Below are 20,229 nucleotides of genomic sequence, written 5' to 3' on the forward strand. Positions count from 1 at the left end.
TGCGCGCCACTGCGGCCGCGCGATGACGACGTCGCAGTGGACGCCTTTCGCTCCACGCACGTTGCCAGGTAAGCCGATGTCCGCCGTCTCCCCGTTCCAGTTTCCCCTGATCGCGATCCTGCGCGGCCTCACCCCCGACGACGCGCTGGACCATGTCGGTGCGCTGGCCGAGGCCGGTTACGACGCGATCGAGATCCCGCTCAACTCGCCGCGCTGGGCCGACAGCATCGGCGCGGCGGTGCAGGCGTTCGGCCAGCGCTGCTGGATCGGCGGCGGCACCGTGCTGAAGATCGCCGACGTCGACACCCTCGCCGATCTCGGCGCGCGCTTCATCGTCACCCCGAACACGCGGCCGCCGGTGATCCGCCACGCGGTCGCGCGCGGCCTGCAGGTGGTGGCCGGCTTCGCCACCGCCAGCGAAGCCTTCGACGCGCTCGACGCTGGCGCGCAGATGCTCAAGCTGTTCCCGGCCGCCACCTACGGCCCCGGCCACCTGCGCGCGTTGCGCGCGGTGCTGCCGCCGACGGTGCCGCTGTTCGTGGTCGGCGGAGTCAACACCGACACGCTGCGCGACTATCTGGCCGCCGGCGCGATCGGCGCCGGCATCGGCGGCGAACTGTACCGGCCCGGGCAGGCGCTGGCGCAGACCCAGGCGCAGGCCGCCGCCTTCCGCCAAGCCTACTTGGACCACGCATGAAGATCGTTCGCCTCACCACCTATCACGCCGCGCCGCGCTGGCTGTTCCTGAAGATCGAAACCGACGAAGGCATCACCGGCTGGGGCGAACCGGTGATCGAGGGCCGCGCGCGCAGCGTCGACGCCGCGGTGCACGAGCTGAGCGGCTATCTGATCGGCAAGGATCCGTCGCGGATCAACGACATCTGGCAACTGCTGTACCGCAGCGGCTTCTACCGCGGCGGCCCGATCCTGATGAGCGCCATCGCCGGCATCGACCAGGCGCTGTGGGACATCAAGGGCAAGGCGCTGGGCGTGCCGGTGTACGAACTGCTAGGCGGGCTGGTGCGCGACCGCATGAAGACCTATCGCTGGGTCGGCGGCGACCGCCCGTCGGCGACCATCGCGCAGATCCAGGGTTACCGCGAGCTGGGCTTCGACACCTTCAAGTTCAACGGCACCGAGGAAATGAAGCTGATCGACGGGCCGCGCGCGGTGGACGCCGCAGTGGCCAAGGTCGCGCAGATCCGCGAGGCGTTCGGCACCAGCATCGACTTCGGCATCGATTTCCACGGCCGCGTCGCCGCGCCGATGGCGCGCGTGCTGCTGCGCGAACTGGAGCCGTTCAAGCCGCTGTTCGTCGAGGAACCGGTGCTGCCGGAACTGGCCGAATACTATCCGCGCCTGGCGGCGTCCACGCCGATCCCGCTCGCGGCCGGCGAACGCATGTTCTCGCGCTTCGACTTCAAACCGGTGCTGCAGGCCGGCGGCCTGTCGCTGCTGCAGCCGGACCTGTCGCATGCCGGCGGCATCACCGAATGCCTGAAAATCGCCAGCATGGCCGACGCCTACGACGTCGGCCTGGCCCCGCACTGCCCGCTCGGCCCGGTCGCGCTGGCGGCCTGCCTGCAGGTCGATTTCGTCTCGCACAACGCGGTGCTGCAGGAACAGAGCATCGGCATCCACTACAACGAAGGCGCCGACCTGCTCGACTACGTGATCAACAAGGAAGACTTCGCCTGCGACGACAGCGGCAGCATCGCCGCACTGCCCAAGCCCGGCCTGGGCGTGGAAATCGACGAGGAGCGCCTGCGCCATGCCAACGAAAATCCGCCCGACTGGCACAACCCGGTCTGGCGCCACGCCGACGGCAGCATCGCCGAATGGTGAGTGAGTCCATGAACGCTACGTCCTCCCCCGCCCACACCGCCACGCTGGCGGTGGACAGCCGCTGCACCCACGGCGAAGGCGTGGTCTGGTGCGAACGCCGGCAAGCGCTGTTCTGGGTCGACATCGACGGACGCCAGCTGTGGCGCCACGACCCGGCCAGCGGCGCCACGCGGCACTGGGCCCTGCCTGATCGCCCCGGCTGCCTGGGCCTGTTCGACGACGGCCGCCTGCTGCTGGCGCTGGCCAAGGGCGTGTACGCCGCCGATCCCGACGCCAGCGCCGCCGACGCGACCGACCTGCCGCTGCACAAGCTCGCCGACCTGGAACCGGAGCGCGACGACACCCGCGCCAACGACGGCCGCGCCGACCGCCACGGCAACTTCGTGTTCGGCACCATGAGCGAACGCGCCGACCAGGCCCCGGTCGGCAGCTTCTACCAGTGGTCCGCACGCCATGGCCTGCGCCGCCTGCCGCTGCCCGGCGTGGCGATCCCCAACGCGATCTGCTTCAGCGCCGACGGCCGCACGCTGTACTACTGCGACTCGGTGCGCCCGCAGATCCTGTGCTGCGACTACGACGCCGCCAACGCGCAGACCAGCAACAGCCGCGTGTTCGCCGGACTCGACCACCCCGGCGCCGAACCCGACGGCGCCATCGTCGATGCCGAAGGCCACCTGTGGAACGCGCAGTGGCGCGCCTGGCGCGTGGTCCGCTACCGGCCCGACGGCAGCGTCGAACGCAGCGTCGCGCTGCCGGTCAAGCACCCCACCTGCCCGGCGCTGGGTGGCGCCGACGGCCGCACTCTGTACCTGAGCACCTCGCGCATGGACCACGCCGACGACGAACTGTTGAGCACGCCGCAGGCCGGCGGGCTGTTCGTCGCCGCGGTCGGCGTCGCCGGCCTGCCCGAAGGACGTATCGCCAGCGCATGATCGCCATCGATTGGGGCACCAGCAGCCTGCGCGGCTACCGGCTCGCAGCCGATGGCCGCGTCCTCGAGCAGCGCCGCAGCGACCAGGGCATCGGCGCCTGCCAGGGCCGCTTCGCCGCGACCCTGGCGGCGCTGATCGACGGCTGGCCCGGCGACGTGGTGCTGTGCGGCATGATCGGCAGCCGCAACGGCTGGATCGAACTGCCCTACGCGCCCTGCCCGGCCGACGCCGCCGCGCTGGCCGCGGCGATGCAGCCGCTGCACGACCCGGCCCTGCCCGGGCGCACGCTGTGGTTCGTGCCCGGCGTGGCCAGCAGCGCCGAGGCGGTGCCGGACGTGATGCGCGGCGAGGAGACCCAGCTGATCGGGCTGCTCGACGTGCTCGCGCAGGACGCACCGGGTGCAGCCGGCCACAGCGTGTGCCTGCCCGGCACCCACAGCAAATGGGTCGACCTGCAACACGGCCGCATCGCCGCCCTGGCCACGATGATGACCGGCGAGCTGTACGCGCTGCTGCGCCAGCACAGCCTGTTGGCGCGATTGATGGATGCCGACGACGGGCATTTCGACGAGACCGGCTTCGACGCCGGCCTGCAGCGCAGCGGCGAGTCCGGCGGCCTGCTGCACCACCTGTTCGGCGTGCGCAGCCTGGGCCTGTTCGAGCGGCTGAACGCGGCCGCCGCGCCGTCCTACCTGTCCGGCCTGCTGATCGGCCACGAACTGCGCGCGCGCCTGCCGCTGGCGCCGAGCGTGCACCTGATCGGCGGCAGCGGCCTGCTGAACCGCTACGCGCATGCGCTGCGCGCGCTGGGCAGCTTGGTCCACAGCCACCCGGAAGACCTCGCCGCACGCGGCCTGTACCGCCTGGCGCAACGCCACGGCGGTATCGGCGACTGATCCCCGCACGCCCCCGGCGCCGCCTACAAGCCGTGCCGCACGGCCTGCCGGCCGCGGCGCGGCGGGACCCGCGCCGCCACCGCCACCACGCGTTCTCCACGCACCGGCGCCGACTGCTTTAGAATTGCGCGCTTAACCGCCGGATCGAACCATGCCTTTTGTCGTCACCGAAAACTGCATCAAGTGCAAATACACCGACTGCGTGGAAGTGTGTCCCGTGGATTGTTTCCACGTGGGTCCCAATTTCATGGTGATCGATCCGGACGAGTGCATCGACTGCACCCTGTGCGAGCCGGAGTGCCCGGCCAACGCGATCTATCCCGAGGACGACGTGCCGGCCGGTCAGGAAGGCTTCGTCGCGCTCAACGCGGAGCTGGCCAAGGCCTGGCCGGTGCTGACCACGCGCCAGGAACCGCTGCCCGACGCCGCCGAGTGGGACGGCAAGCCGAACAAGCTGCCGCTGCTGCTGAAGTAGCCGTCGAGGCAGAGCGGTTGTTGTAGGAGCGGCTTCAGCCGCGACAGGCTCCATCGGTAACGCCTGTTGCGGCTGAAGCCGCTGCTACAAGGGTTTCCTGGAACCGCGCCAGCATCCTCTCCAAAACGAAACGGGCGCCCTGCGGCGCCCGTCTCTGTTTATCGCAACAGCCGGCGCGAACGCCGGCCAGCGATGCCGGCTCAATGGCCGAGCTTGGCCTTCAGCGCCGCGATCAGCTTGACCGGGGCATCGCCGTTGGCCGGCATGCCGCGCGGATCGACCGCCGACACGTACACGCCGGCATCCACCGCAACCACGCGGACCAGGAAGTTGCTGCCTTCGTAGGCTACGTCGTAGGAGCCCAACACCTGCGCACGGCTGGCGATGGTGACGCCCTCGATGCCGCCCAGCGCGTCGCCGACCTGGCCGAACACCTGATCGCGCGCGCCCGGCACCACGAAACCGCTGTTCGACGCCGCCGGCGCCTGGCCCGGCGCGCTGCTGGCGCCGGGGCGCTGCGTGGCCGAGGCCAGCGCCGGCACCTTCATCGCCGCCGAGGTGTCCGGCGCGGTCAGATCCGGCGGCACTTCCAGCGGACGCGCTTCGGGAGCCAGCGCATAGTCGCCGCGCGGCTTGCCCTTGTGGAACCAGCTGCAACCGCTGGTGGCCGCGACCATGGTGGTCGCCAGCACGGCGGCCGACAGCACGCGGACGTAGGGAACGGAAGCACGCATCGATAAATCTCCTGAGGGTCAGGCCGCGAGCGTTTCGCGGCTGGATAGTTCTTCCAACGCGGCTGCGTCGGTGGCGAGACGGTCGGCCGTGGCGTGGTGCGCCGCGGACAGCGGCAGCAGCGGCAGCCGCAGCCCCTGGCCGATACCGGCGCGCTGCAGCAGCGCCTTGACCGGGATCGGGTTGGATTCGATGCCGCAGAAGGCGTGGAACGGCTGCAGGCGCGCGTCCCAGGCCTGCGCCGGCTCGGCCTGGCGCGCGCGCGCCAGGTCGCACAGGCGGCGGTAGGCGGCCGGCAAGGCGTTGGAGGCGACCGAGATCAGCCCGTCGTAGCCGCCGAGCATGGCCTGCGCAGCGCTGCCATCGTCGCCGCTGAGCACGGCGAAGCCGTCGCTACGCAACGCCAGCAGCGCGGCGATGCGCTGCGGATCGCTGCTGGCTTCCTTGATGCCGACGATCTGAGGATGCTGCGCCAGCTGCGCCACCGTCTCCGGCAGCAGATCGCAGCCGGTGCGCCCGGGCACGTTGTACAGCACCACCGGCAGGCCGCCGTGCTCGGCCACCTGCAGGTAGTGCGCGAGCAGGCCGGCCTGGGTCGGACGCACGTACGGCGGGGTCACCACCAGCGCGTACTGCGCGCCGTTGGCCGCGGCGCGGCGGGTCAGCGCGACGGTCTTGGCGGTGCCGGACAGGCCGGTGCCGGCCAGCAGCGGCACGCGCCCGCCGAGCGCCTGCGCCGCCTCGCGCAGGATCAGGTCGTACTCTTCGTCCAGCAGCGTGGCCGCCTCGCCGGTCGATCCCGCCACCACCACGCCCTGCACGCCGCCGTCCAGCTGCCGTTTGAGCAGCCGCTGCCAGGCGTCGAGGTCAAGGTCGCCATTGCCCTGGAAGGGCGTGGCCAGGGCGGTGATGATGCCGGAGAGGGACAAGATGCCTGATGCTCGCTGTGTAGGTAGAAAGGGCCGCGTGCGGCCTGCACGGACTTCGATTCGTCCCGCATGTTACTTGCGGCCCGAAAGCGCGGGCAAGTATGCTGCATACTGCACCGAGCGACCGCCCGGACGCCGTTCAGCCTTACGCAATCCTACGCAATGCCGGAAGCCCCTTTGACAGACACCACGCCCCGGCCCGCGCCGACCGAAAACCACCTCCTGATCAACGCCTATACGACGCATCCGGAGTCGCCGCTGTTGCCGGTGACGCGGCGTATCGCCGACAGCGGCTGCAATCTCGTCGATGCGCGCCTGGCTACGGTCGGCCGCGACGTGTCGGTGACTGCGCTGGCGACCGGCTCGTGGGACGCGGTGGCCAAGCTCGAAGCCATGCTGACCCGGCTAGACCGCGAGGAAGGCATGAAGCTGGTGTGGTACCGCACCGGCGCCAAGCAGGCGCAATCCAACCTGCTGCCCTACATCGTCGAGGTCATCGCCGCCGACAAGCCGGGCATCCTGTTCCAGCTGGCGGACTTCTTCGACCGCCAGGGCATCACCATCGAGAACCTGCAGAGCACCCGCTACCGCGCGATGCAGACCGGCGCGGAGATGTTCTCGGCGCAGGTGACGATCGGGGTGCCGGCGAACATGCACATCGCCGCGCTGCGCGACGATTTCCTCGAGTTCTGCGACCACCTGAACCTGGACGCGATCATGGACCCGATGAAGTTCTGATCCGCGCTGGACATCGACGCAGTGGAACGCAGATGATGGCGATGCACGCGGAGGACACCCCATGAAGGACGGCGACACCCTGGACCGCACCACGCTGGCATTGCCGCTGGCGTTGTCCGGCGGCGCCAGCGCCACGCTCGGCGATTACGCCGGCCGCTGGCTGGTGCTGTATTTCTATCCGAAGGACAGCACCCCCGGCTGCACCACCGAGGGCATCGACTTCAACGCGCTGCTGCCGCAGTTCGAGCAGGCCAACGCCGCCGTGCTCGGCGTCTCGCGCGATTCGCTGAAGTCGCACGACAACTTCTGCGCCAAGCAGGGCTTCCGTTTCCCGCTGGTCAGCGACGCCGACGAGGCCCTGTGCCGCGCGTTCGACGTGATCAAGGAAAAGAACATGTACGGCCGCCAGGTGCTCGGCATCGAGCGCAGCACCTTCCTGATCTCGCCCTCGGGCCGGCTGCTGCGCAGCTGGCGCAAGGTCAAGGTACCCGGCCACGCCCAGGCCGTGTTCGACGCACTGCAGGCCGCCGCCCAGCAGTGATCATTCGCGTTTCCCGCACGTCGCATCACCCTGCCCTGCGCAGGCGGTGATGGTCTTTCCCTGTCCCATTCCCAGGAATCCACGATGACCCGAGGCAAGCGCATCTACGTGCTGGATACCAACGTGCTGATGCACGACCCGACCGCGCTGTTCAAGTTCGAGGAGCACGACGTGTTCCTGCCGATGCAGGTGATCGAGGAGCTGGACAACGCCAAGAAGGGCATGTCCGAAGTCAGCCGCAACGCGCGCCAGGTCAGCCGTTTCCTCAACGAGCTGATCGAGGGCGCCGGCGCCGAGCAGATCGAGTCGGGCATCCCGCTCAGCCATCCGCAGGGCATCCAGCTCAAGAGCAGCGGCAGCATCGGCCGGCTGTACTTCCAGACCCGCCCGGTCGAGCCCGGTCGCAGCTTCGGCACCGTGGCGCCGGACAACAAGATCCTGGCCGCGGTGCTGGCGCTGCGCGAGGACGGCCCGGAAACGCCGGTGATCCTGGTGTCCAAGGACATCAACCTGCGAATCAAGGCGGCGATCAGCGGCCTGAGCGCCGAAGACTACGAGAACGACCGCGCGCTCGACGATTTCAGCCTGCTGTATACCGGCGCGATCGAGCTACCGGAGGATTTCTGGCAGAAGCACAACCAGGACCTGCGCAGCTGGAGCGACCGCGGCCGCACCTGCTATGAAATCGCGCTGGCCGACGACGAGGACTGGCATCCGAACCAGTACCTGTACCTGCCCGGCGACGACGAAGTGGAACTGCGCGTGGTCAAGGTCAGCGGCGAGCGCAAGGCGACGCTGGCGCTGGTCGACGATTTCCGCAGCGGCCAGCACGCGGTGTGGGGCATCGCCGCGCGCAACCGCGAGCAGAACTTCGCGCTCAACGCGCTGATGGACCCGGAGATCGACTTCGTCACCCTGCTCGGCACCGCCGGCACTGGCAAGACCCTGCTGGCGCTGGCGGCGGGCCTGGCGCAGACCATGGACCAGCAGCGCTACCGCGAGATCATCATGACCCGCGCCACGGTCAGCGTCGGCGAGGACATCGGTTTCCTGCCCGGCACCGAGGAAGAGAAGATGACGCCGTGGATGGGCGCGCTGACCGACAACCTGGAAGTGCTGACCCACAACCAGGAAGGCGGCGCCTGGGGCCGCGCGGCGACCAACGACCTGCTCGCCAGCCGGATCAAGATCCGCTCGATGAACTTCATGCGCGGGCGCACCTTCCTGTCGCGCTACCTGATCCTGGACGAAGCGCAGAACCTGACCCCGAAGCAGATGAAGACGCTGATCACCCGCGCTGGCCCCGGCACCAAGATCGTGTGCCTGGGCAACGTCGAGCAGATCGACACGCCGTACCTGACCGAGACCACCTCGGGCCTGACCTATGCGGTGGACCGGTTCAAGGCCTGGCCGCACAGCGCGCACGTCACCCTGCGCCGCGGCGAGCGCTCGCGCCTGGCCGACTACGCCTCGGAGGTGCTGTGAACGCCGCCAGCGCACGCCGCCTCGGCGGCGCCGCGCTGGCCCTGGCCCTGCTCGGCGCGTGTACCACCACGCGCGGGCCGGCCAGCGTGCCGACCGCGATCAAGGCAGGGCAGTCGTGGATCGTCACCCGCAACAGCACCGCCGCGCAGGTGCTCGACACCTGTTCGCGCGACAGCCCGGCGCGCCACGACGGCGCGGTGAGCGGCTACTGGGCGCCGAGCGTGGAGCAGGTCGCGCAGTTGGAAACGCGACTGGCGCAACTGCAGCCCGCGATCGCCGATCCAGGCAGCTACGACCGCCAGTACGTCGGCATCCTCTACCGCGGCAAGCAGGCGATCTACGTCAACGCGTTCAAGCCGCGCGACGACAGCGCGCTGGATCCCAGCGTCGATGCGGTGCGCGTGTGCGGCGGTGGCGGCAGCTTCTGGGGTGCGGTGTTCGACCCGGACAGCGGCACGTTCTCCGAGATCGCCGCCAACGGCGCGAAGTAGGCCGCGGCGCATGCGCCGGCCGCCCTCGCCCAGCCCGTCGCGCGCCGCGCGGCGGCGCCGCCGCGGCGCATGAACTTCGAGCTGCCGCGCTGGGCCTGGGCGTTCGCCGGCGCGCTGGCCTGCGTCGCCGGCATGGTCAACGTGGTCGGTTATCTGGGTTTCGAGCACCAGGCGGTGACCCACCTGACCGGCACCACAACCCTGCTCGGCGCGGCGTTGGCCGATGGCGACCTGCGCGTGATCGGCAACCTGCTGGGCGTGGTGCTGGCCTTCCTCGGCGGCGCCGTGCTCAGCGGCATCGTGGTGCAGGACAGCCGGCTGCGCCTGGGCCGCCGCTACGGCGTGGCGCTTGCCTTGGAAGCATTGCTGCTGCTGGCGGCGATGCAGGCGTTCAAGCAGCAGCAACTGCTCGGCGCGCTGTTGGCGGCCAGCGCCTGCGGCCTGCAGAACGCGATGACCACCACCTACAGCGGCGCGGTGGTGCGCACCACCCACCTGACCGGCATGTTCACCGACCTGGGCATCGGCCTGGGCCAGGCCTTGCGCGGCCTGCCGCTGCCGCGGCGGCGCATCCGCCTGAGCCTGCTGATCATCGGCGGCTTCCTGCTCGGCGGGGTGCTCGGCGCCTGGGCCTACCGCCATGTCGGCTTCGATGCGCTACTGGCGCCGGCGCTGCTGACCGGCGTGGTCGGCACCATCTACGCGCTGCAGGCGCACTACCGCCGCCAGCAGCGCTGAGCCCGCGATCGCCAAGCCGCGGCAGGCGCTGCACAATCGGCGCATGAGCGAACCCACCGTCGTATCCGCACTGAGCATCGCCGGCACCGACTCGGGCGGCGGCGCCGGCATCCAGGCCGACCTGAAGACCTTCGCCGCGCATCGCGTGCACGGGCTGTCGGCGATCGCCGCGCTGACCGCACAGCACACCCGCGGGGTCAGTGCCGTGCACGTGCCGCCGCTGGCGTTCCTGCGCGCGCAGATCGACGCCTGCTTCGCCGATTTCGACATCGGCGCGGTCAAGCTCGGCATGCTCGCCAACGCCGCGGTGATCCACCTGGTCGCCGATGCGCTGGAGGAATACCGCCCGCCGTTCGTGGTGCTGGACCCGGTGATGGTCGCGACCAGCGGCGCCAAGCTGCTCGAAGACGACGCGCTGGATGCGCTGCGCCGTCGCCTGCTGCCGCTGGCGACACTGGTCACCCCGAACACCCCGGAAGCGCAACTGCTGCTGGGCCGTGCGATCGAGAACGCCGACGATGCCGAGCACGCCACCGCCGCGCTGCTCGAGGCCGGCGCGCAGGCGGTGCTGCTCAAGGGCGGCCACCTGGACGAAGGCCATCGGGTCATCGACCGCTACGACGACGGCGTCAGCCGCAGCGAATTCAGCCATGCGCGGCTGCCGCTGCAGGCGCACGGCACCGGCTGCACCCTCGCCTCGGCGATCGCCGCGCAGCTATGCCAGGGACTGGCGCTGCCGGTGGCCTGCGAGGCGGCGATCGACTATGTCGCCCGTGCGCTGCAGGGCGGCTACCGTCCCGGCCGCAGCGAGGTGCTGGTGCTGGACCACTTCGGCGCCGCGCGCCACGCATGAGCACCCACGCGCTGGCGAGCGCGGCGCTGCCGGCCAGCGCCGGCGACGGCCATCGTTGGACGCTGCTCGCACGCATTCCCGCAGCGCCGCGCCAGGCCCTGCTGTGGCTGCCCGCACTGGGCGTGGCCGCGCGTCATTACCTGCCGTTCGCCGAAGCGCTGGCCGCGCAGGGCGTGGCCGTGTTCCTGCGCGAATGGCGCGGCAACGGCAGCAGCACGCTGCGCCCGTCGCGCACGCAGGACTGGGGCTACCGGCAACTGCTGTGCGAGGACCTCCCGGCGAGCCACGCCGCGATCGCGCAGCACAGCGCGCTGCCGCCGGCCATCGGCGGCCACAGCCTCGGCGGGCAAATCGCCTGCTGCTACGCCGCGCTGCATCCGCAGGCCTTCGCCCAGCTGTGGCTGGTCGCCAGCGGCACGCCGTACTGGCGCCATTTCGCCGCGCCGCGCCGGTATCTGTTGCCGCTGGCATACCGCTTCCTGCCGTGGCTGGCGCGGCGCCAGGGCGTGCTGCATGGGCGCAGGCTCGGCTTCGGCGGGACCGAAGCGCGCTCGCTGATCGCGGACTGGGCGCGGGTGGGCCTGAGCGGCCGCTATGCGGCTGCAGGCCTGGCAGCGGACCTGGAAACGCTGCTGGCGCAGTTGAGCGCACCGGCGCGCGGCGTGCTGCTGCAGGACGACTGGATGGCGCCGCAAACCTCGCTGCGCGCCCTGCTGCGCAAAATGGCGCCGCGCACGCTCGATCTGCGCTCGCTGGATGCGGCGCAGCTCGGCACCGCGGCCGACCATTTCGCCTGGATGAAGCGGCCGGCGGCCGTGGCGCAGGCCCTGCTCGGCAGCGCAGACTGAATTTTTTCCGCGAAGGGCATTGACGGGTCCGGGCGACTCGGTAATAATTCCGCTCCTGACGACGCGCCCGTAGCTCAGTTGGATAGAGTACCTGGCTACGAACCAGGCGGTCGGGAGTTCGAATCTCTCCGGGCGCACCAGTCAGATAAAAAACGACAAACTCGGTTTGTCGTTTTTTTTTGCGTGTTCGCCAGCCATTTGCAGGCATGCGAGCGCAACATTGCGCAGCCCGACGACGCATCGGCGCACGCCGCTGTAGACGAATCGGCCGAACTCGGGAATAATCCCGCGCCTGACGACGCGCCCGTAGCTCAGTTGGATAGAGTACCTGGCTACGAACCAGGCGGTCGGGAGTTCGAATCTCTCCGGGCGCACCAGTCAGATGAAAAACGACAAGCCTGCGCTTGTCGTTTTTTTTGCCCTTCCGTTTGCCCCTGCCCGCGCCGCAAGCGCGCGCTTACGCGGCGACCTTGCCGCCGATGTCCGGCGCCTGCGCCGCCACGCCGCCGCCCAGCTCGATCACCGCATAGCCCGCCGCACGCCACGCATCCAGCCCGCCGCGCAGCGGCACCACGTCCTCGTAGTGACGCTGGCGCAGGCGCGTGGCCAGCACCGCCGCCGACACCTCGTTCGGACAGGCGCAGTAGATGACGATCTTGCGGTCGCGCGGCAACGCCGCGACGATGGCGTCGATGCGGCGATCGTCCACCTCCAGCGCACCGGGAATCGCGAACGGCTCGATCGCCCTATAGCCCGGCGCGCGGATGTCCAGCAGCACCGGCACCGCCTCGCCCTGCATCAGCGCGTACAGCTCGTCGACGTCGATGCGCAACGTCTCCATCGACTTCAGCAACGCATGCCGGCGCCACGCGCGATAGCCGATATAGAGCACGAGCAGGCCCGCCAGCAGCAGCACCGCGCGCGTGCCGAGCAGGCTCAGCCAGTCGAGCACGTCCTGCACCTGGTCGGCGAACGCCAGGCCCAGCAGCAGCCCGCAACCGGCCCACAGCGCCGCGCCCAGCGCGTCGTAGCGCAGGAACGCGCCCGGGCGCACCCGCATCGCCCCGGCCATCGGCACCGACACCATCGACAGGCCGGGCACGAACTTGGCCACCGCCAGCACGCGCACGCCCCAGCGCGTGTAGAAGCGCTCGGTCTGCTTCATGCAGGTATCGCGCGACAGCGACAGGCGGCACAACGACTGCAGCGTGCGGTTGCCGTAGCGGCGGCCGGCGCCGAACCAGACCAGGTCGCCGATCAGGCTGGCCACGATCGAGACCGACAACGCGGCCAGCAGGCTGCTCCACACCGCGCTGCCATCGAGCAGCGCATAGGTCGCACCGACCAGTATCAACGTCGGCAATGCCGGTACCGGCAGCCCCAGCGACAACGCCAGCACATTGACGAAGACCAGGCCCAGGCCGTAACGCGCGATCAGTTCCTGCATGGCCGTGCCTGCGCCTGGAAAAAGAGGATGCGCCATTATCCTCCCGGCATCGCCAGCCGGTGCGGGCAATGGCGCACCACCAGCGGAACAGACCCGCCCACGCTCAGTCCAATCGCGCCTGTAGCCGCGCCAGCCACGCCTCGAACACCCCCGACTGGCGCATGCGCGCGCGCCACCAGGCCAGCGCCGCGCCCTCCTCGCCGCTGCGCCACGCCAACTGGAACACCTCGTCCGGCTTCGGCTCCTCGACCTGCTTGCGCAGCAGCGCGCCGCGCGCCAGCGCCGCCCGCGCGTAGGGTTCGGGCAGGAAACCGAAGCCCAGCCCGGCCACCTGCAGCAGATACTTGCTGCGCATGTCCGGCACGGTCAGCGCATCCTGGCCGAACAGCAGCCCGACCGTGCGCGGCAGCAGCCGCCGCGCCGAATCGGCGACCGCGATCGCGCGATGCTCGGCCAACTGACTGCGGCCGAGCGGCTCGGCTTCCTGCGCCAACGGATGGGTGGGCGCGACCACGAACACGAACGGCAGCGTGCCGAACGCTTCGGCCACATAGCCGCCGCCGCTGGGCCCCTCCCCGGCCGCGCCGACCAGCAGGTCCACGCGCCGGTCCAGCAGCGCCTCCCAGGTGCCGGACAGCGATTCCTGCACGATCCGCAGCCGGGTCCGGTCGGCGACCGCATAGAACGCGGTGATGTCTTCGGCCAGGCAGTCCGGCGCGAACACCGAATCCAGGCCCAGCGCGAACTCGGTCTCCCAGCCGGAGGCGACGCGGCGCACCCGCAGTTCCAGATCGCCGGCCGCGCGCAGCAGGTGCCGGCCCTCGCGCAGCAACTCGGCCCCGGCCGCGGTGAGCGCCACCTTCGGTCCGAGGCGGTCGAACAGCTGCACGCCCAGGTCTTCCTCCAGCTTGGCCACCGTGTAGGAAATCGTGGACGGCACCTTGTACAGCGCCTTGCCGGCCGCCGAGAACGAGCCGCGGCGGTCGATGGCGTCGATGATCTGCAGCGCGTCGAGGCTGATCTTGAGCATTCGAATTTTTCGATGATAGACCCCGAATCTATCCGTTTTTCAAACCCGGCAACAGTGCGGATACTTGTCCTCACCGCAAGGCAGCCACGAAATCAAGCAGATATCGCCGCCGCCCTGCTATCGACCCACTTGCACATACCGCCACTACCAGGAGCTTTCCATGTTGCAGATCCGCACCAGCGATACCCGTGGCCGCGCCGAGCACGGCTGGCTATCCTCGCGCCACACCTTCTCCTTCGGCCACTACCACGATCCGCGCCACATGGGCTTCGGGCCGCTGCGGGTGATCAACGAGGACCGGGTGCAGCCGGGCCAGGGCTTCGGCACCCATGCGCACCGCGACATGGAGATCCTCTCCTACGTGCTCGAAGGCGCGCTGGAGCACAAGGACAGCATGGGCAACGGTTCGGTGCTGCGCTACGGCGACGTGCAGCGCATGAGCGCCGGCTCCGGGGTCACCCACAGCGAGTTCAACCACTCCGCCAGCGAGCTGGTGCACTTCCTGCAGATCTGGCTGATGCCGGAACGCGCCGGGATCGAACCCGGCTACGAGGAAAAGCACTTCGCGCCGGAGACCAAGCGCGGCCAGCTGCGCCTGATCGCCGCGCCGCAGGGCGAGGACGGTGCGGTGCGGATCCACCAGGATGCGCGCATCTACGCGGCGATCCTGGACGGCGCCGAGCGCGTCGACTACGCGCTGGCGAACGGACGCGGCGCCTACGTGCAGGTCATCCGCGGCGCGCTGACGGTCAATGGCCAGTCACTGAAGGCCGGCGACGCGGCGCAGACCGTCGACGAGACCGAGCTGCACTTCGCCGACGCGCAGGACACGGAATTCCTGTTGTTCGACCTGCCGCGCTGAGCCGCGGCGCCAGCCCGAGCGCTGCCACAGCGCGGGCAGCGCACGAAGAACCCGCCCGATGGCGGGTTCTTCGCGTTGGCGCAATGCACTCGCACATCCGCGATGCGGCATCGGCTGTTCACTCCCCAATGCCTCTGCGCCGCACATCTCCGGCGCCACCACACGCGGAAGCGGCGCCGTACGGCGCGCTCCTCACGCCTCTCTCGGAATGCCATGACGCGTCCTGCACGGTACCCGCGTCAATGCTTGCGCTCTTTCCCTACGCCGGCACGCCGGCCGAGAGCCCTCCCCCGATGCGACACCCCGCCAGCGCCGTCTACGCCACTCCCTCGCGCATCCGCCAAGGACGCCCCTTTCCCCGCGGCGCCGTGTTCGATGGCCAGGGCACCAACTTCGCCCTGTTCTCGGCGCACGCCACGCGCGTCGAGCTGTGCCTGTTCGACGAATCCGGCACGGAAACGCGGCTGGACCTGCCCGAGTACACCAACGAGATCTGGCACGGCTACCTGCCCGACGCCAAGCCAGGCCAGCGCTACGGCTATCGCGTGCATGGCCCGTACGCGCCCAGCGAGGGCCATCGCTTCAATCCCAACAAGCTGCTGCTCGATCCCTACGCCCGCGAAATCGAGGGCGACCTGGTCTGGGCCGACGAGCTCTATGGCTACACCGTCGGCCACCCGGATGGCGACCTCAGCTTCGACGAACGCGACAGCGCGCCGTTCATGCCCAAGTGCGTGGTGGTCGAGGACACCTACGACTGGGGCGACGACGCCCGGCTGCTGACACCGTGGAGCGACACCCTGGTGTACGAGACGCACGTGCGCGGCTACACCATGCGCCACCCGCAGGTGCCGCAGGAGCTGCGCGGCACCTGTGCCGGACTGGCGCAGGAATCGGTGCTGCGCTACATCAAGGAGCTGGGCGTCAGCGCGGTGGAACTGCTGCCGGTGCACGCCTATCTCGACGACCAGCACCTGCTCGACAAGGACCTGCGCAACTACTGGGGCTACAACACCCTGGGTTTCTTCGCGATCAAATCGCGCTACCTGGCCAGCGGCCACCGCGACGAATTCCGCGACATGGTCAAGGCCATGCACCGCCAGGGCCTGGAGGTCATCCTCGACGTGGTCTACAACCACACCGCCGAAGGCAGCGAACTCGGCCCGACCCTGTCGTTCCGCGGCATCGACAACGCCAGCTACTACCGCCTGGCCGAGGACAAGCGCTACTACATCAACGATACCGGCACCGGCAACACCTTGAACCTGAGCAACTCGCGGGTGATCCAGTTCGTCAACGACTCGCTGCGCTACTGGGCCGGCGAGATGCACGTGGACGGCTTCCGCTTCGACCTGGCCACCATCCTCGGCCGCGAACCCACCGGCTTCGACCAGCGCGGCGGCTTCCTGGATGCATGCAACCAGGATCCGTTGCTGTCGGAAGTGAAACTGATCGCCGAGCCCTGGGACTGCGGCCCGGGCGGCTACCAGGTCGGGCATTTCCCGCCGGGCTGGTCGGAGTGGAACGACAAGTTCCGCGACAACGCCCGCGCCTTCTGGAAGGGCGACGACGGCATGCTGGCCGAGTTCGCGACCCGCTTCACCGGCTCGGCCGACCTGTTCGATCGCCGCGGCCGCCGCCCGTGGGCCTCGGTCAACTTCATCACCGCGCACGACGGCTTCACCCTGCGCGACCTGGTCAGCTACAACGAAAAACACAATGAGGCCAACGGCGAAGACAACTGCGACGGCTCCAACAACGACGGCTCCTGCAACTACGGCGCGGAAGGCGCCAGCGACGACGCCGAGATCCTGCAGCTCCGCGAACGGCAGAGCAAGAACCTGCTGGCCACGCTGCTGCTGGCGCAAGGCACGCCGATGCTGCTCGCCGGCGACGAGCGCGCGCAGACCCAGGGCGGCAACAACAACACCTATTGCCAGGACAACGAGATCACCTGGCTCGACTGGGACAACGACCTCAGCGAGGGCCGGCTGACCGCCTTCGTGAAGGCGCTGAGCGCACTGCGCAAGCGCTACCCGATCCTGACCCGCGGGCGCTTCCTCAACGGCCAGTACAACGAAGAGGCCGGCCTGCGCGATCTCACCTGGCTCAATCCCGGCGGCACGCAGATGGAGGACGCGCATTGGACCGATGCCGGCGCGCGCTCGGTCGGATTGTTGCTGGAAGGCAAGGCGCAGACCTCCGGGGTCAAGGAACTGGCCAACGACGACACCTTGCTGATCGTCATCAACGCCTACCACGAAGGAGTGAACTTCACCCTGCCCTCGTCGGAGGAGGAACTGCACTGGAAGCTGGTGCTTTCCACCGATGACGCATTGCAGATCGACAGCATGCCCGCAGGCGCCAGCGAATTCCTGGCACCGCCGCGCAGCGTCAGCGTGTTCGAGTGCCAGACACCGTAGTTGCTTGAACTGAGGCGACGCCTTGGCCGGAAGCGGCAGGCTGGCCATCGCATGCGATGTGGTGCGAGCCGATAGAGCGCAGTCTGCGCGCAGACTGCGGTCCAAGGCCGATAAAGAAGGGAAGAGCGGCAAACGGACCCATCGCCAGCCTTGTCCAAGGCTGGCGGACTGCAAGGCAACCGTTCACGCATCCCGTCATCGCTGGCGACCAACTCTGCCTGCCGAAATACTCGCAAACCGTATCGGGACAAGCGTTCGCGTTCCCCAGCTTCGCCTCAGATTTAGACACGCTCGATGCGCCACAGGCAGCGCCCATTCTTTTCACCTTGGACGCTGGATGCACCCGTGAACGGCGCATAGTCCAAATTTACCAAAATGGTAATTTTGGAAGTAGACTCGACCCTATCCCGTCCTCCGGTCCGCCCCCATGGAACTTCCCCTGGACTTCCCCGATCTGGAAAAAGCCCCGGCCAGCGACATCAAGACCAAAGGCTGGCCCGGACTGATGCGCAAGGTCCGTGCGAACGGCGCCATCGTGGTCACCAACCACAACTACCCCGAAGCGGTGGTGGTGGACGCGGAGGAATACCGCCGGCTGGTGGCCGAAGCGAGCGCAGCATCCACGGCCATTGCCCGCACCCAGTCGCTCAAGGCGCTGCAAACGAAATTCGACGAGCACTTGGCCTCAGTGAAGGACGGCAGCGGCTTGAGCCGGGCACTGGACCGCCCCGCCCGACGCGGCAAGAAAATCACCCTGGGCAAATCCCTGTAAGTGGTGGGCAGGATCCTGGTCCTGGCCGGCGTCAACGGCGCCGGCAAGAGTTCGCTGCTGGGTGCGATGCTGCAAGAGGATCAGGCGACCTGGTTCAATCCGGATTCCTTCACTCGAGCGCTGACCGAACAAGGATGGCCGTTCGAGGAAGCCAACGCCCAGGCCTGGCATGAAAGCAAGCGGCGACTGGAGTGCGCCCTTGCCGAAGGCACGGACTACGCGTTCGAGACCACGCTCGGCGCGAACACGATCCCCGCATTGATTCGCCAAGCTTGCGCGCGGCACGAGGTGACGATCTGGTTCTGCGGCCTGGCGAGCGTGGAGCTTCACCTGCAGCGCGTGGCCGCCCGGGTGGCGCGTGGCGGGCACGACATTGCGGAAGCCAAGATTCGCCAGCGCTACGACGCCTCCCGCGCCAACCTGATCGCGCTGATTCCCCATTTGAGCACCCTGCACGTCTACGACAACAGCAGCCCTGCGGACGCGGATGGCCAAGTCGCTCCCCTGCTGGTGCTGGAAATGGACAAGTCCGGCATCCACTGCCCGCTCACCGCCGAGGAATTCGAGCAAGTGCCGGAATGGGCAAAGCCGATCGTGATGGCAGCCCTCGACGCGCGCGCACCTTCAATGCCGCAGCCACCCTGATCGTCAAACACCTGCAGGCGAACAGTGCAGTCGCGCCACAACTTCGCATCCCCTCGGGCGCTCGAACTTTCCAGGAGCTAAACCGGCGCGTTCGACTACGCCGAATCTTCACTCGCGGCATACCGCGCTGCGCGCAGCTTGGCGATGCCCGCTCAAGGGTGCTCACTTACTCGCGGAGTCAACGATGGACAAGAATCGCACCGAAGGCGCAAAGAATCAGGTCAAGGGCAGCGTCAAGGAAGTCGTCGGCAAGGTCACCGGCAACAAGCTGAAGGAAGTCGAAGGCAAACTGCAGAAGGGCGCCGGCAAGGTCCAGAGCGCAGTCGGCAAGGCACGGGACAACGCTCGCAGCTGAGGCGCGATGCAACGCCTCCCGGTCTTGCAAGGATCTGGACGCAAGTGTTTTGGATGAGGGCCTTCGAGGCGCGCTCTGGATCGGCCCCCAAGCAGACGGTTTCGAGTACGACAGAGTTCGCAGCAAGGGGGTCACGCCATCGGCTTCGGCGAGTCCCGCAGCCATGCAATCAAACAGGGACTTGCGGTGATGGCGTGGCCGGGGCGGAGGATCGCCCCAAACGCCCGATGCTGTGCCATCGATCGGCAAACAGGCACAGATCGCTGTTATCGCTGATTTCGACGGTCAGAAACGGCATCCGCTCCCGCTGGTTGCAGCTATGAATGCAAGCCCCAGGACCGACTTTCCCTGAGGCGCCTCAAGCCTCATCCATCCCCGCTTGGTCCTGCCAGCGCGATGGCTGCGGAGGCAGCAAGCACGCATCGCCCTGCGGCAACAGCAGTGCGCAACAGATCGCAACGTGGCCTACAGCAGTGCGTAGCCACTTGCCTATCGCCGACGCCCTGGGCTTTGCATTGCATTTGCAGACATTGACCCGAAGCGCGGCGGCCGCAGCGGCCCGAATGCGCAAACGGACGTAGTAGCGGCCGGTCTCGCCGCGGGTGAGGTAGTGCGCTACTCGCATGGAAGTGTCCAAGCGAGTGTCCAAGGTCGGGAAAAAGAAAAACGCCCGCAAATCGTTGATTTGCGGGCGTTTCCTTAACACTGGCGGAGTGAGAGGGATTCGAACCCTCGATAGAGCTTTTGACCCTATACTCCCTTAGCAGGGGAGCCCCTTCAGCCGCTCGGGCATCACTCCGGATCTAGACGCTGCGGATATTCCGCGACCGGGCGCGAAGGATAACGGTTTGTAGGGTCTCAGGTAAACCCTTTCGACGCATCAATCGGAAGATTGATCGCCATGGCCGCCGCCATGCGAGGTCGGCTCGTCGCCGCGTTGGATGCGCTGATAGATTTCTTCGCGGTGCACGGCGACATCCTTCGGCGCGGTGATGCCGATGCGCACTTGATTGCCCTTGACCCCAAGCACCGTCACGGTGACCGAATCGCCGATCATCAAGGTTTCGCCTACCCGGCGAGTCAGGATCAACATTTTTAAAATTCTCCAGGGAACCGGTGATTCCCACCGGTACGGCATCCCGAGCCGGGACGCCCCATCACGAAAGGGAAAAGAAGATCGATGTTAAGGGAA

At 68.4% G+C, this 20,229-nt stretch carries 22 protein-coding genes and 3 tRNA genes; 19 read left to right on the plus strand and 6 right to left on the minus strand.

Annotated features, from left to right (window positions below):
• The first annotated feature begins 76 nt into the window (after nt 1–76).
• The 5 genes from HEP74_RS11765 to fdxA all read left to right on the plus strand — a co-directional run bounded on the left by HEP74_RS11765 (nt 77) and on the right by fdxA (nt 4,148).
• On the plus strand, nt 77–697 hold the full coding sequence (locus HEP74_RS11765) for a 2-dehydro-3-deoxy-6-phosphogalactonate aldolase (RefSeq protein WP_185813044.1): 621 nt from the start codon (nt 77–79) through the stop codon (nt 695–697).
• Nucleotides 694–1,845 carry a galactonate dehydratase gene (dgoD, locus tag HEP74_RS11770; RefSeq protein ID WP_185813045.1) on the plus strand — a complete coding sequence of 384 codons (1,152 nt, stop codon included), beginning with the start codon at nt 694–696 and terminating at the stop codon, nt 1,843–1,845. The genes HEP74_RS11765 and dgoD overlap by 4 nt, the downstream gene beginning before the upstream one ends.
• A gap of 8 nt (nt 1,846–1,853) precedes the next feature.
• Complete coding sequence (locus HEP74_RS11775; RefSeq protein WP_185813046.1) at nt 1,854–2,777, plus strand: SMP-30/gluconolactonase/LRE family protein; 924 nt, start codon at nt 1,854–1,856, stop codon at nt 2,775–2,777.
• Nucleotides 2,774–3,673 (plus strand): 2-dehydro-3-deoxygalactonokinase, encoded by a 900-nt coding sequence (locus HEP74_RS11780; RefSeq protein WP_185813047.1) that lies wholly within the window; start codon nt 2,774–2,776, stop codon nt 3,671–3,673. The genes HEP74_RS11775 and HEP74_RS11780 overlap by 4 nt, the downstream gene beginning before the upstream one ends.
• Before the next feature lie 151 nt (nt 3,674–3,824).
• Nucleotides 3,825–4,148 carry a ferredoxin FdxA gene (fdxA, locus tag HEP74_RS11785; RefSeq protein ID WP_003475089.1) on the plus strand — a complete coding sequence of 108 codons (324 nt, stop codon included), beginning with the start codon at nt 3,825–3,827 and terminating at the stop codon, nt 4,146–4,148.
• Between the two features lie 200 nt (nt 4,149–4,348).
• On the opposite strand, the gene HEP74_RS11790 is transcribed toward fdxA, so the two are convergent.
• Together HEP74_RS11790 and dapA are read right to left on the minus strand one after the other, a co-directional pair.
• Nucleotides 4,349–4,882: a hypothetical protein gene (locus HEP74_RS11790; protein ID WP_185813048.1), complete on the minus strand. Its 534-nt coding sequence runs from the start codon at nt 4,880–4,882 to the stop codon at nt 4,349–4,351.
• An 18-nt stretch (nt 4,883–4,900) separates the two neighbouring features.
• The gene (gene dapA / locus HEP74_RS11795) at nt 4,901–5,809 is read right to left on the minus strand and encodes a 4-hydroxy-tetrahydrodipicolinate synthase (protein WP_185813049.1); all 909 of its coding nucleotides are present in this window, start codon (nt 5,807–5,809) and stop codon (nt 4,901–4,903) included.
• 162 nt (nt 5,810–5,971) lie between these two features.
• On the opposite strand from dapA, the gene HEP74_RS11800 reads away from it, so the two are divergent.
• The 9 genes from HEP74_RS11800 (at nt 5,972) to HEP74_RS11840 (ending at nt 11,880) form a co-directional block, all read left to right on the plus strand.
• On the plus strand, nt 5,972–6,547 hold the full coding sequence (locus tag HEP74_RS11800) for a glycine cleavage system transcriptional repressor (protein ID WP_003475101.1): 576 nt from the start codon (nt 5,972–5,974) through the stop codon (nt 6,545–6,547).
• A 61-nt stretch (nt 6,548–6,608) separates the two neighbouring features.
• A complete protein-coding gene (locus HEP74_RS11805) occupies nt 6,609–7,088 on the plus strand; it encodes a peroxiredoxin (protein WP_009604221.1) in 480 nt (159 codons plus the stop codon).
• Nucleotides 7,089–7,172: 84 nt separating this feature from the next.
• Entirely contained in the window at nt 7,173–8,573 is a 1,401-nt protein-coding gene (locus tag HEP74_RS11810) for a PhoH family protein (RefSeq protein ID WP_185813050.1), read from the plus strand.
• The gene (locus HEP74_RS11815) at nt 8,570–9,064 is read left to right on the plus strand and encodes a hypothetical protein (RefSeq protein ID WP_185813051.1); all 495 of its coding nucleotides are present in this window, start codon (nt 8,570–8,572) and stop codon (nt 9,062–9,064) included. The genes HEP74_RS11810 and HEP74_RS11815 overlap by 4 nt, the downstream gene beginning before the upstream one ends.
• 69 nt (nt 9,065–9,133) lie before the next feature.
• On the plus strand, nt 9,134–9,802 hold the full coding sequence (locus tag HEP74_RS11820) for a YoaK family protein (protein WP_185813052.1): 669 nt from the start codon (nt 9,134–9,136) through the stop codon (nt 9,800–9,802).
• Nucleotides 9,803–9,845: 43 nt separating this feature from the next.
• Nucleotides 9,846–10,655, plus strand: coding sequence for a bifunctional hydroxymethylpyrimidine kinase/phosphomethylpyrimidine kinase (gene thiD / locus HEP74_RS11825; protein WP_185813053.1), 810 nt, complete (start codon nt 9,846–9,848; stop codon nt 10,653–10,655).
• Nucleotides 10,652–11,503, plus strand: a complete 852-nt coding sequence (locus HEP74_RS11830) for an alpha/beta hydrolase family protein (protein ID WP_185813054.1) — start codon at nt 10,652–10,654, stop codon at nt 11,501–11,503. The genes thiD and HEP74_RS11830 overlap by 4 nt, the downstream gene beginning before the upstream one ends.
• A gap of 63 nt (nt 11,504–11,566) precedes the next feature.
• Nucleotides 11,567–11,643, plus strand: a tRNA-Arg gene (locus HEP74_RS11835).
• Between the two features lie 160 nt (nt 11,644–11,803).
• Nucleotides 11,804–11,880, plus strand: a tRNA-Arg gene (locus tag HEP74_RS11840).
• Between the two features lie 80 nt (nt 11,881–11,960).
• Here HEP74_RS11840 and HEP74_RS11845 read toward each other — a convergent pair.
• Together HEP74_RS11845 and HEP74_RS11850 are read right to left on the minus strand one after the other, a co-directional pair.
• Nucleotides 11,961–12,950, minus strand: coding sequence for a DedA family protein/thiosulfate sulfurtransferase GlpE (locus HEP74_RS11845; protein ID WP_185813055.1), 990 nt, complete (start codon nt 12,948–12,950; stop codon nt 11,961–11,963).
• Between the two features lie 103 nt (nt 12,951–13,053).
• Nucleotides 13,054–13,980, minus strand: coding sequence for a LysR substrate-binding domain-containing protein (locus HEP74_RS11850; RefSeq protein ID WP_185813056.1), 927 nt, complete (start codon nt 13,978–13,980; stop codon nt 13,054–13,056).
• Between the two features lie 160 nt (nt 13,981–14,140).
• On the opposite strand from HEP74_RS11850, the gene HEP74_RS11855 reads away from it, so the two are divergent.
• From HEP74_RS11855 to HEP74_RS11875, 5 genes are all read left to right on the plus strand, one after another.
• The gene (locus HEP74_RS11855) at nt 14,141–14,842 is read left to right on the plus strand and encodes a pirin family protein (protein ID WP_185813057.1); all 702 of its coding nucleotides are present in this window, start codon (nt 14,141–14,143) and stop codon (nt 14,840–14,842) included.
• 293 nt (nt 14,843–15,135) lie between these two features.
• Nucleotides 15,136–17,265 carry a glycogen debranching protein GlgX gene (gene glgX / locus HEP74_RS11860; protein ID WP_185813058.1) on the plus strand — a complete coding sequence of 710 codons (2,130 nt, stop codon included), beginning with the start codon at nt 15,136–15,138 and terminating at the stop codon, nt 17,263–17,265.
• 427 nt (nt 17,266–17,692) lie between these two features.
• A complete protein-coding gene (locus HEP74_RS11865) occupies nt 17,693–18,037 on the plus strand; it encodes a type II toxin-antitoxin system prevent-host-death family antitoxin (RefSeq protein ID WP_185813059.1) in 345 nt (114 codons plus the stop codon).
• Between the two features lie 3 nt (nt 18,038–18,040).
• On the plus strand, nt 18,041–18,682 hold the full coding sequence (locus tag HEP74_RS11870; RefSeq protein ID WP_185813060.1) for an ATPase: 642 nt from the start codon (nt 18,041–18,043) through the stop codon (nt 18,680–18,682).
• Between the two features lie 184 nt (nt 18,683–18,866).
• Nucleotides 18,867–19,037, plus strand: coding sequence for a CsbD family protein (locus HEP74_RS11875; protein ID WP_185813061.1), 171 nt, complete (start codon nt 18,867–18,869; stop codon nt 19,035–19,037).
• Nucleotides 19,038–19,743: 706 nt separating this feature from the next.
• On the opposite strand, the gene HEP74_RS11880 is transcribed toward HEP74_RS11875, so the two are convergent.
• Together HEP74_RS11880 and csrA are read right to left on the minus strand one after the other, a co-directional pair.
• Nucleotides 19,744–19,836 (minus strand) — tRNA-Ser (locus HEP74_RS11880).
• Between the two features lie 81 nt (nt 19,837–19,917).
• Complete coding sequence (csrA, locus tag HEP74_RS11885) at nt 19,918–20,130, minus strand: carbon storage regulator CsrA (protein ID WP_145700275.1); 213 nt, start codon at nt 20,128–20,130, stop codon at nt 19,918–19,920.
• Nucleotides 20,131–20,229 lie beyond the last annotated feature (99 nt).

This window comes from Xanthomonas sp. SS (genome assembly GCF_014236835.1).
Taxonomy (GTDB): domain Bacteria; phylum Pseudomonadota; class Gammaproteobacteria; order Xanthomonadales; family Xanthomonadaceae; genus Xanthomonas_A.

Coding starts and splice junctions, on each gene's coding strand:
- HEP74_RS11820 (WP_185813052.1), top strand. CDS start 9,134: ATGAACTTCGAGCTGCCGCGCTGGGCCTGGGCGTTCGCCGGCGCGCTG.
- HEP74_RS11855 (WP_185813057.1), top strand. CDS start 14,141: ATGTTGCAGATCCGCACCAGCGATACCCGTGGCCGCGCCGAGCACGGC.
- HEP74_RS11830 (WP_185813054.1), top strand. CDS start 10,652: ATGAGCACCCACGCGCTGGCGAGCGCGGCGCTGCCGGCCAGCGCCGGC.
- HEP74_RS11845 (WP_185813055.1), bottom strand. CDS start 12,950: ATGCAGGAACTGATCGCGCGTTACGGCCTGGGCCTGGTCTTCGTCAAT.
- csrA (WP_145700275.1), bottom strand. CDS start 20,130: ATGTTGATCCTGACTCGCCGGGTAGGCGAAACCTTGATGATCGGCGAT.
- dgoD (WP_185813045.1), top strand. CDS start 694: ATGAAGATCGTTCGCCTCACCACCTATCACGCCGCGCCGCGCTGGCTG.
- HEP74_RS11775 (WP_185813046.1), top strand. CDS start 1,854: ATGAACGCTACGTCCTCCCCCGCCCACACCGCCACGCTGGCGGTGGAC.
- HEP74_RS11850 (WP_185813056.1), bottom strand. CDS start 13,980: ATGCTCAAGATCAGCCTCGACGCGCTGCAGATCATCGACGCCATCGAC.
- fdxA (WP_003475089.1), top strand. CDS start 3,825: ATGCCTTTTGTCGTCACCGAAAACTGCATCAAGTGCAAATACACCGAC.
- HEP74_RS11800 (WP_003475101.1), top strand. CDS start 5,972: ATGCCGGAAGCCCCTTTGACAGACACCACGCCCCGGCCCGCGCCGACC.
- HEP74_RS11780 (WP_185813047.1), top strand. CDS start 2,774: ATGATCGCCATCGATTGGGGCACCAGCAGCCTGCGCGGCTACCGGCTC.
- HEP74_RS11810 (WP_185813050.1), top strand. CDS start 7,173: ATGACCCGAGGCAAGCGCATCTACGTGCTGGATACCAACGTGCTGATG.
- HEP74_RS11765 (WP_185813044.1), top strand. CDS start 77: ATGTCCGCCGTCTCCCCGTTCCAGTTTCCCCTGATCGCGATCCTGCGC.
- HEP74_RS11790 (WP_185813048.1), bottom strand. CDS start 4,882: ATGCGTGCTTCCGTTCCCTACGTCCGCGTGCTGTCGGCCGCCGTGCTG.
- glgX (WP_185813058.1), top strand. CDS start 15,136: ATGCGACACCCCGCCAGCGCCGTCTACGCCACTCCCTCGCGCATCCGC.
- thiD (WP_185813053.1), top strand. CDS start 9,846: ATGAGCGAACCCACCGTCGTATCCGCACTGAGCATCGCCGGCACCGAC.
- HEP74_RS11805 (WP_009604221.1), top strand. CDS start 6,609: ATGAAGGACGGCGACACCCTGGACCGCACCACGCTGGCATTGCCGCTG.
- HEP74_RS11875 (WP_185813061.1), top strand. CDS start 18,867: ATGGACAAGAATCGCACCGAAGGCGCAAAGAATCAGGTCAAGGGCAGC.
- HEP74_RS11865 (WP_185813059.1), top strand. CDS start 17,693: ATGGAACTTCCCCTGGACTTCCCCGATCTGGAAAAAGCCCCGGCCAGC.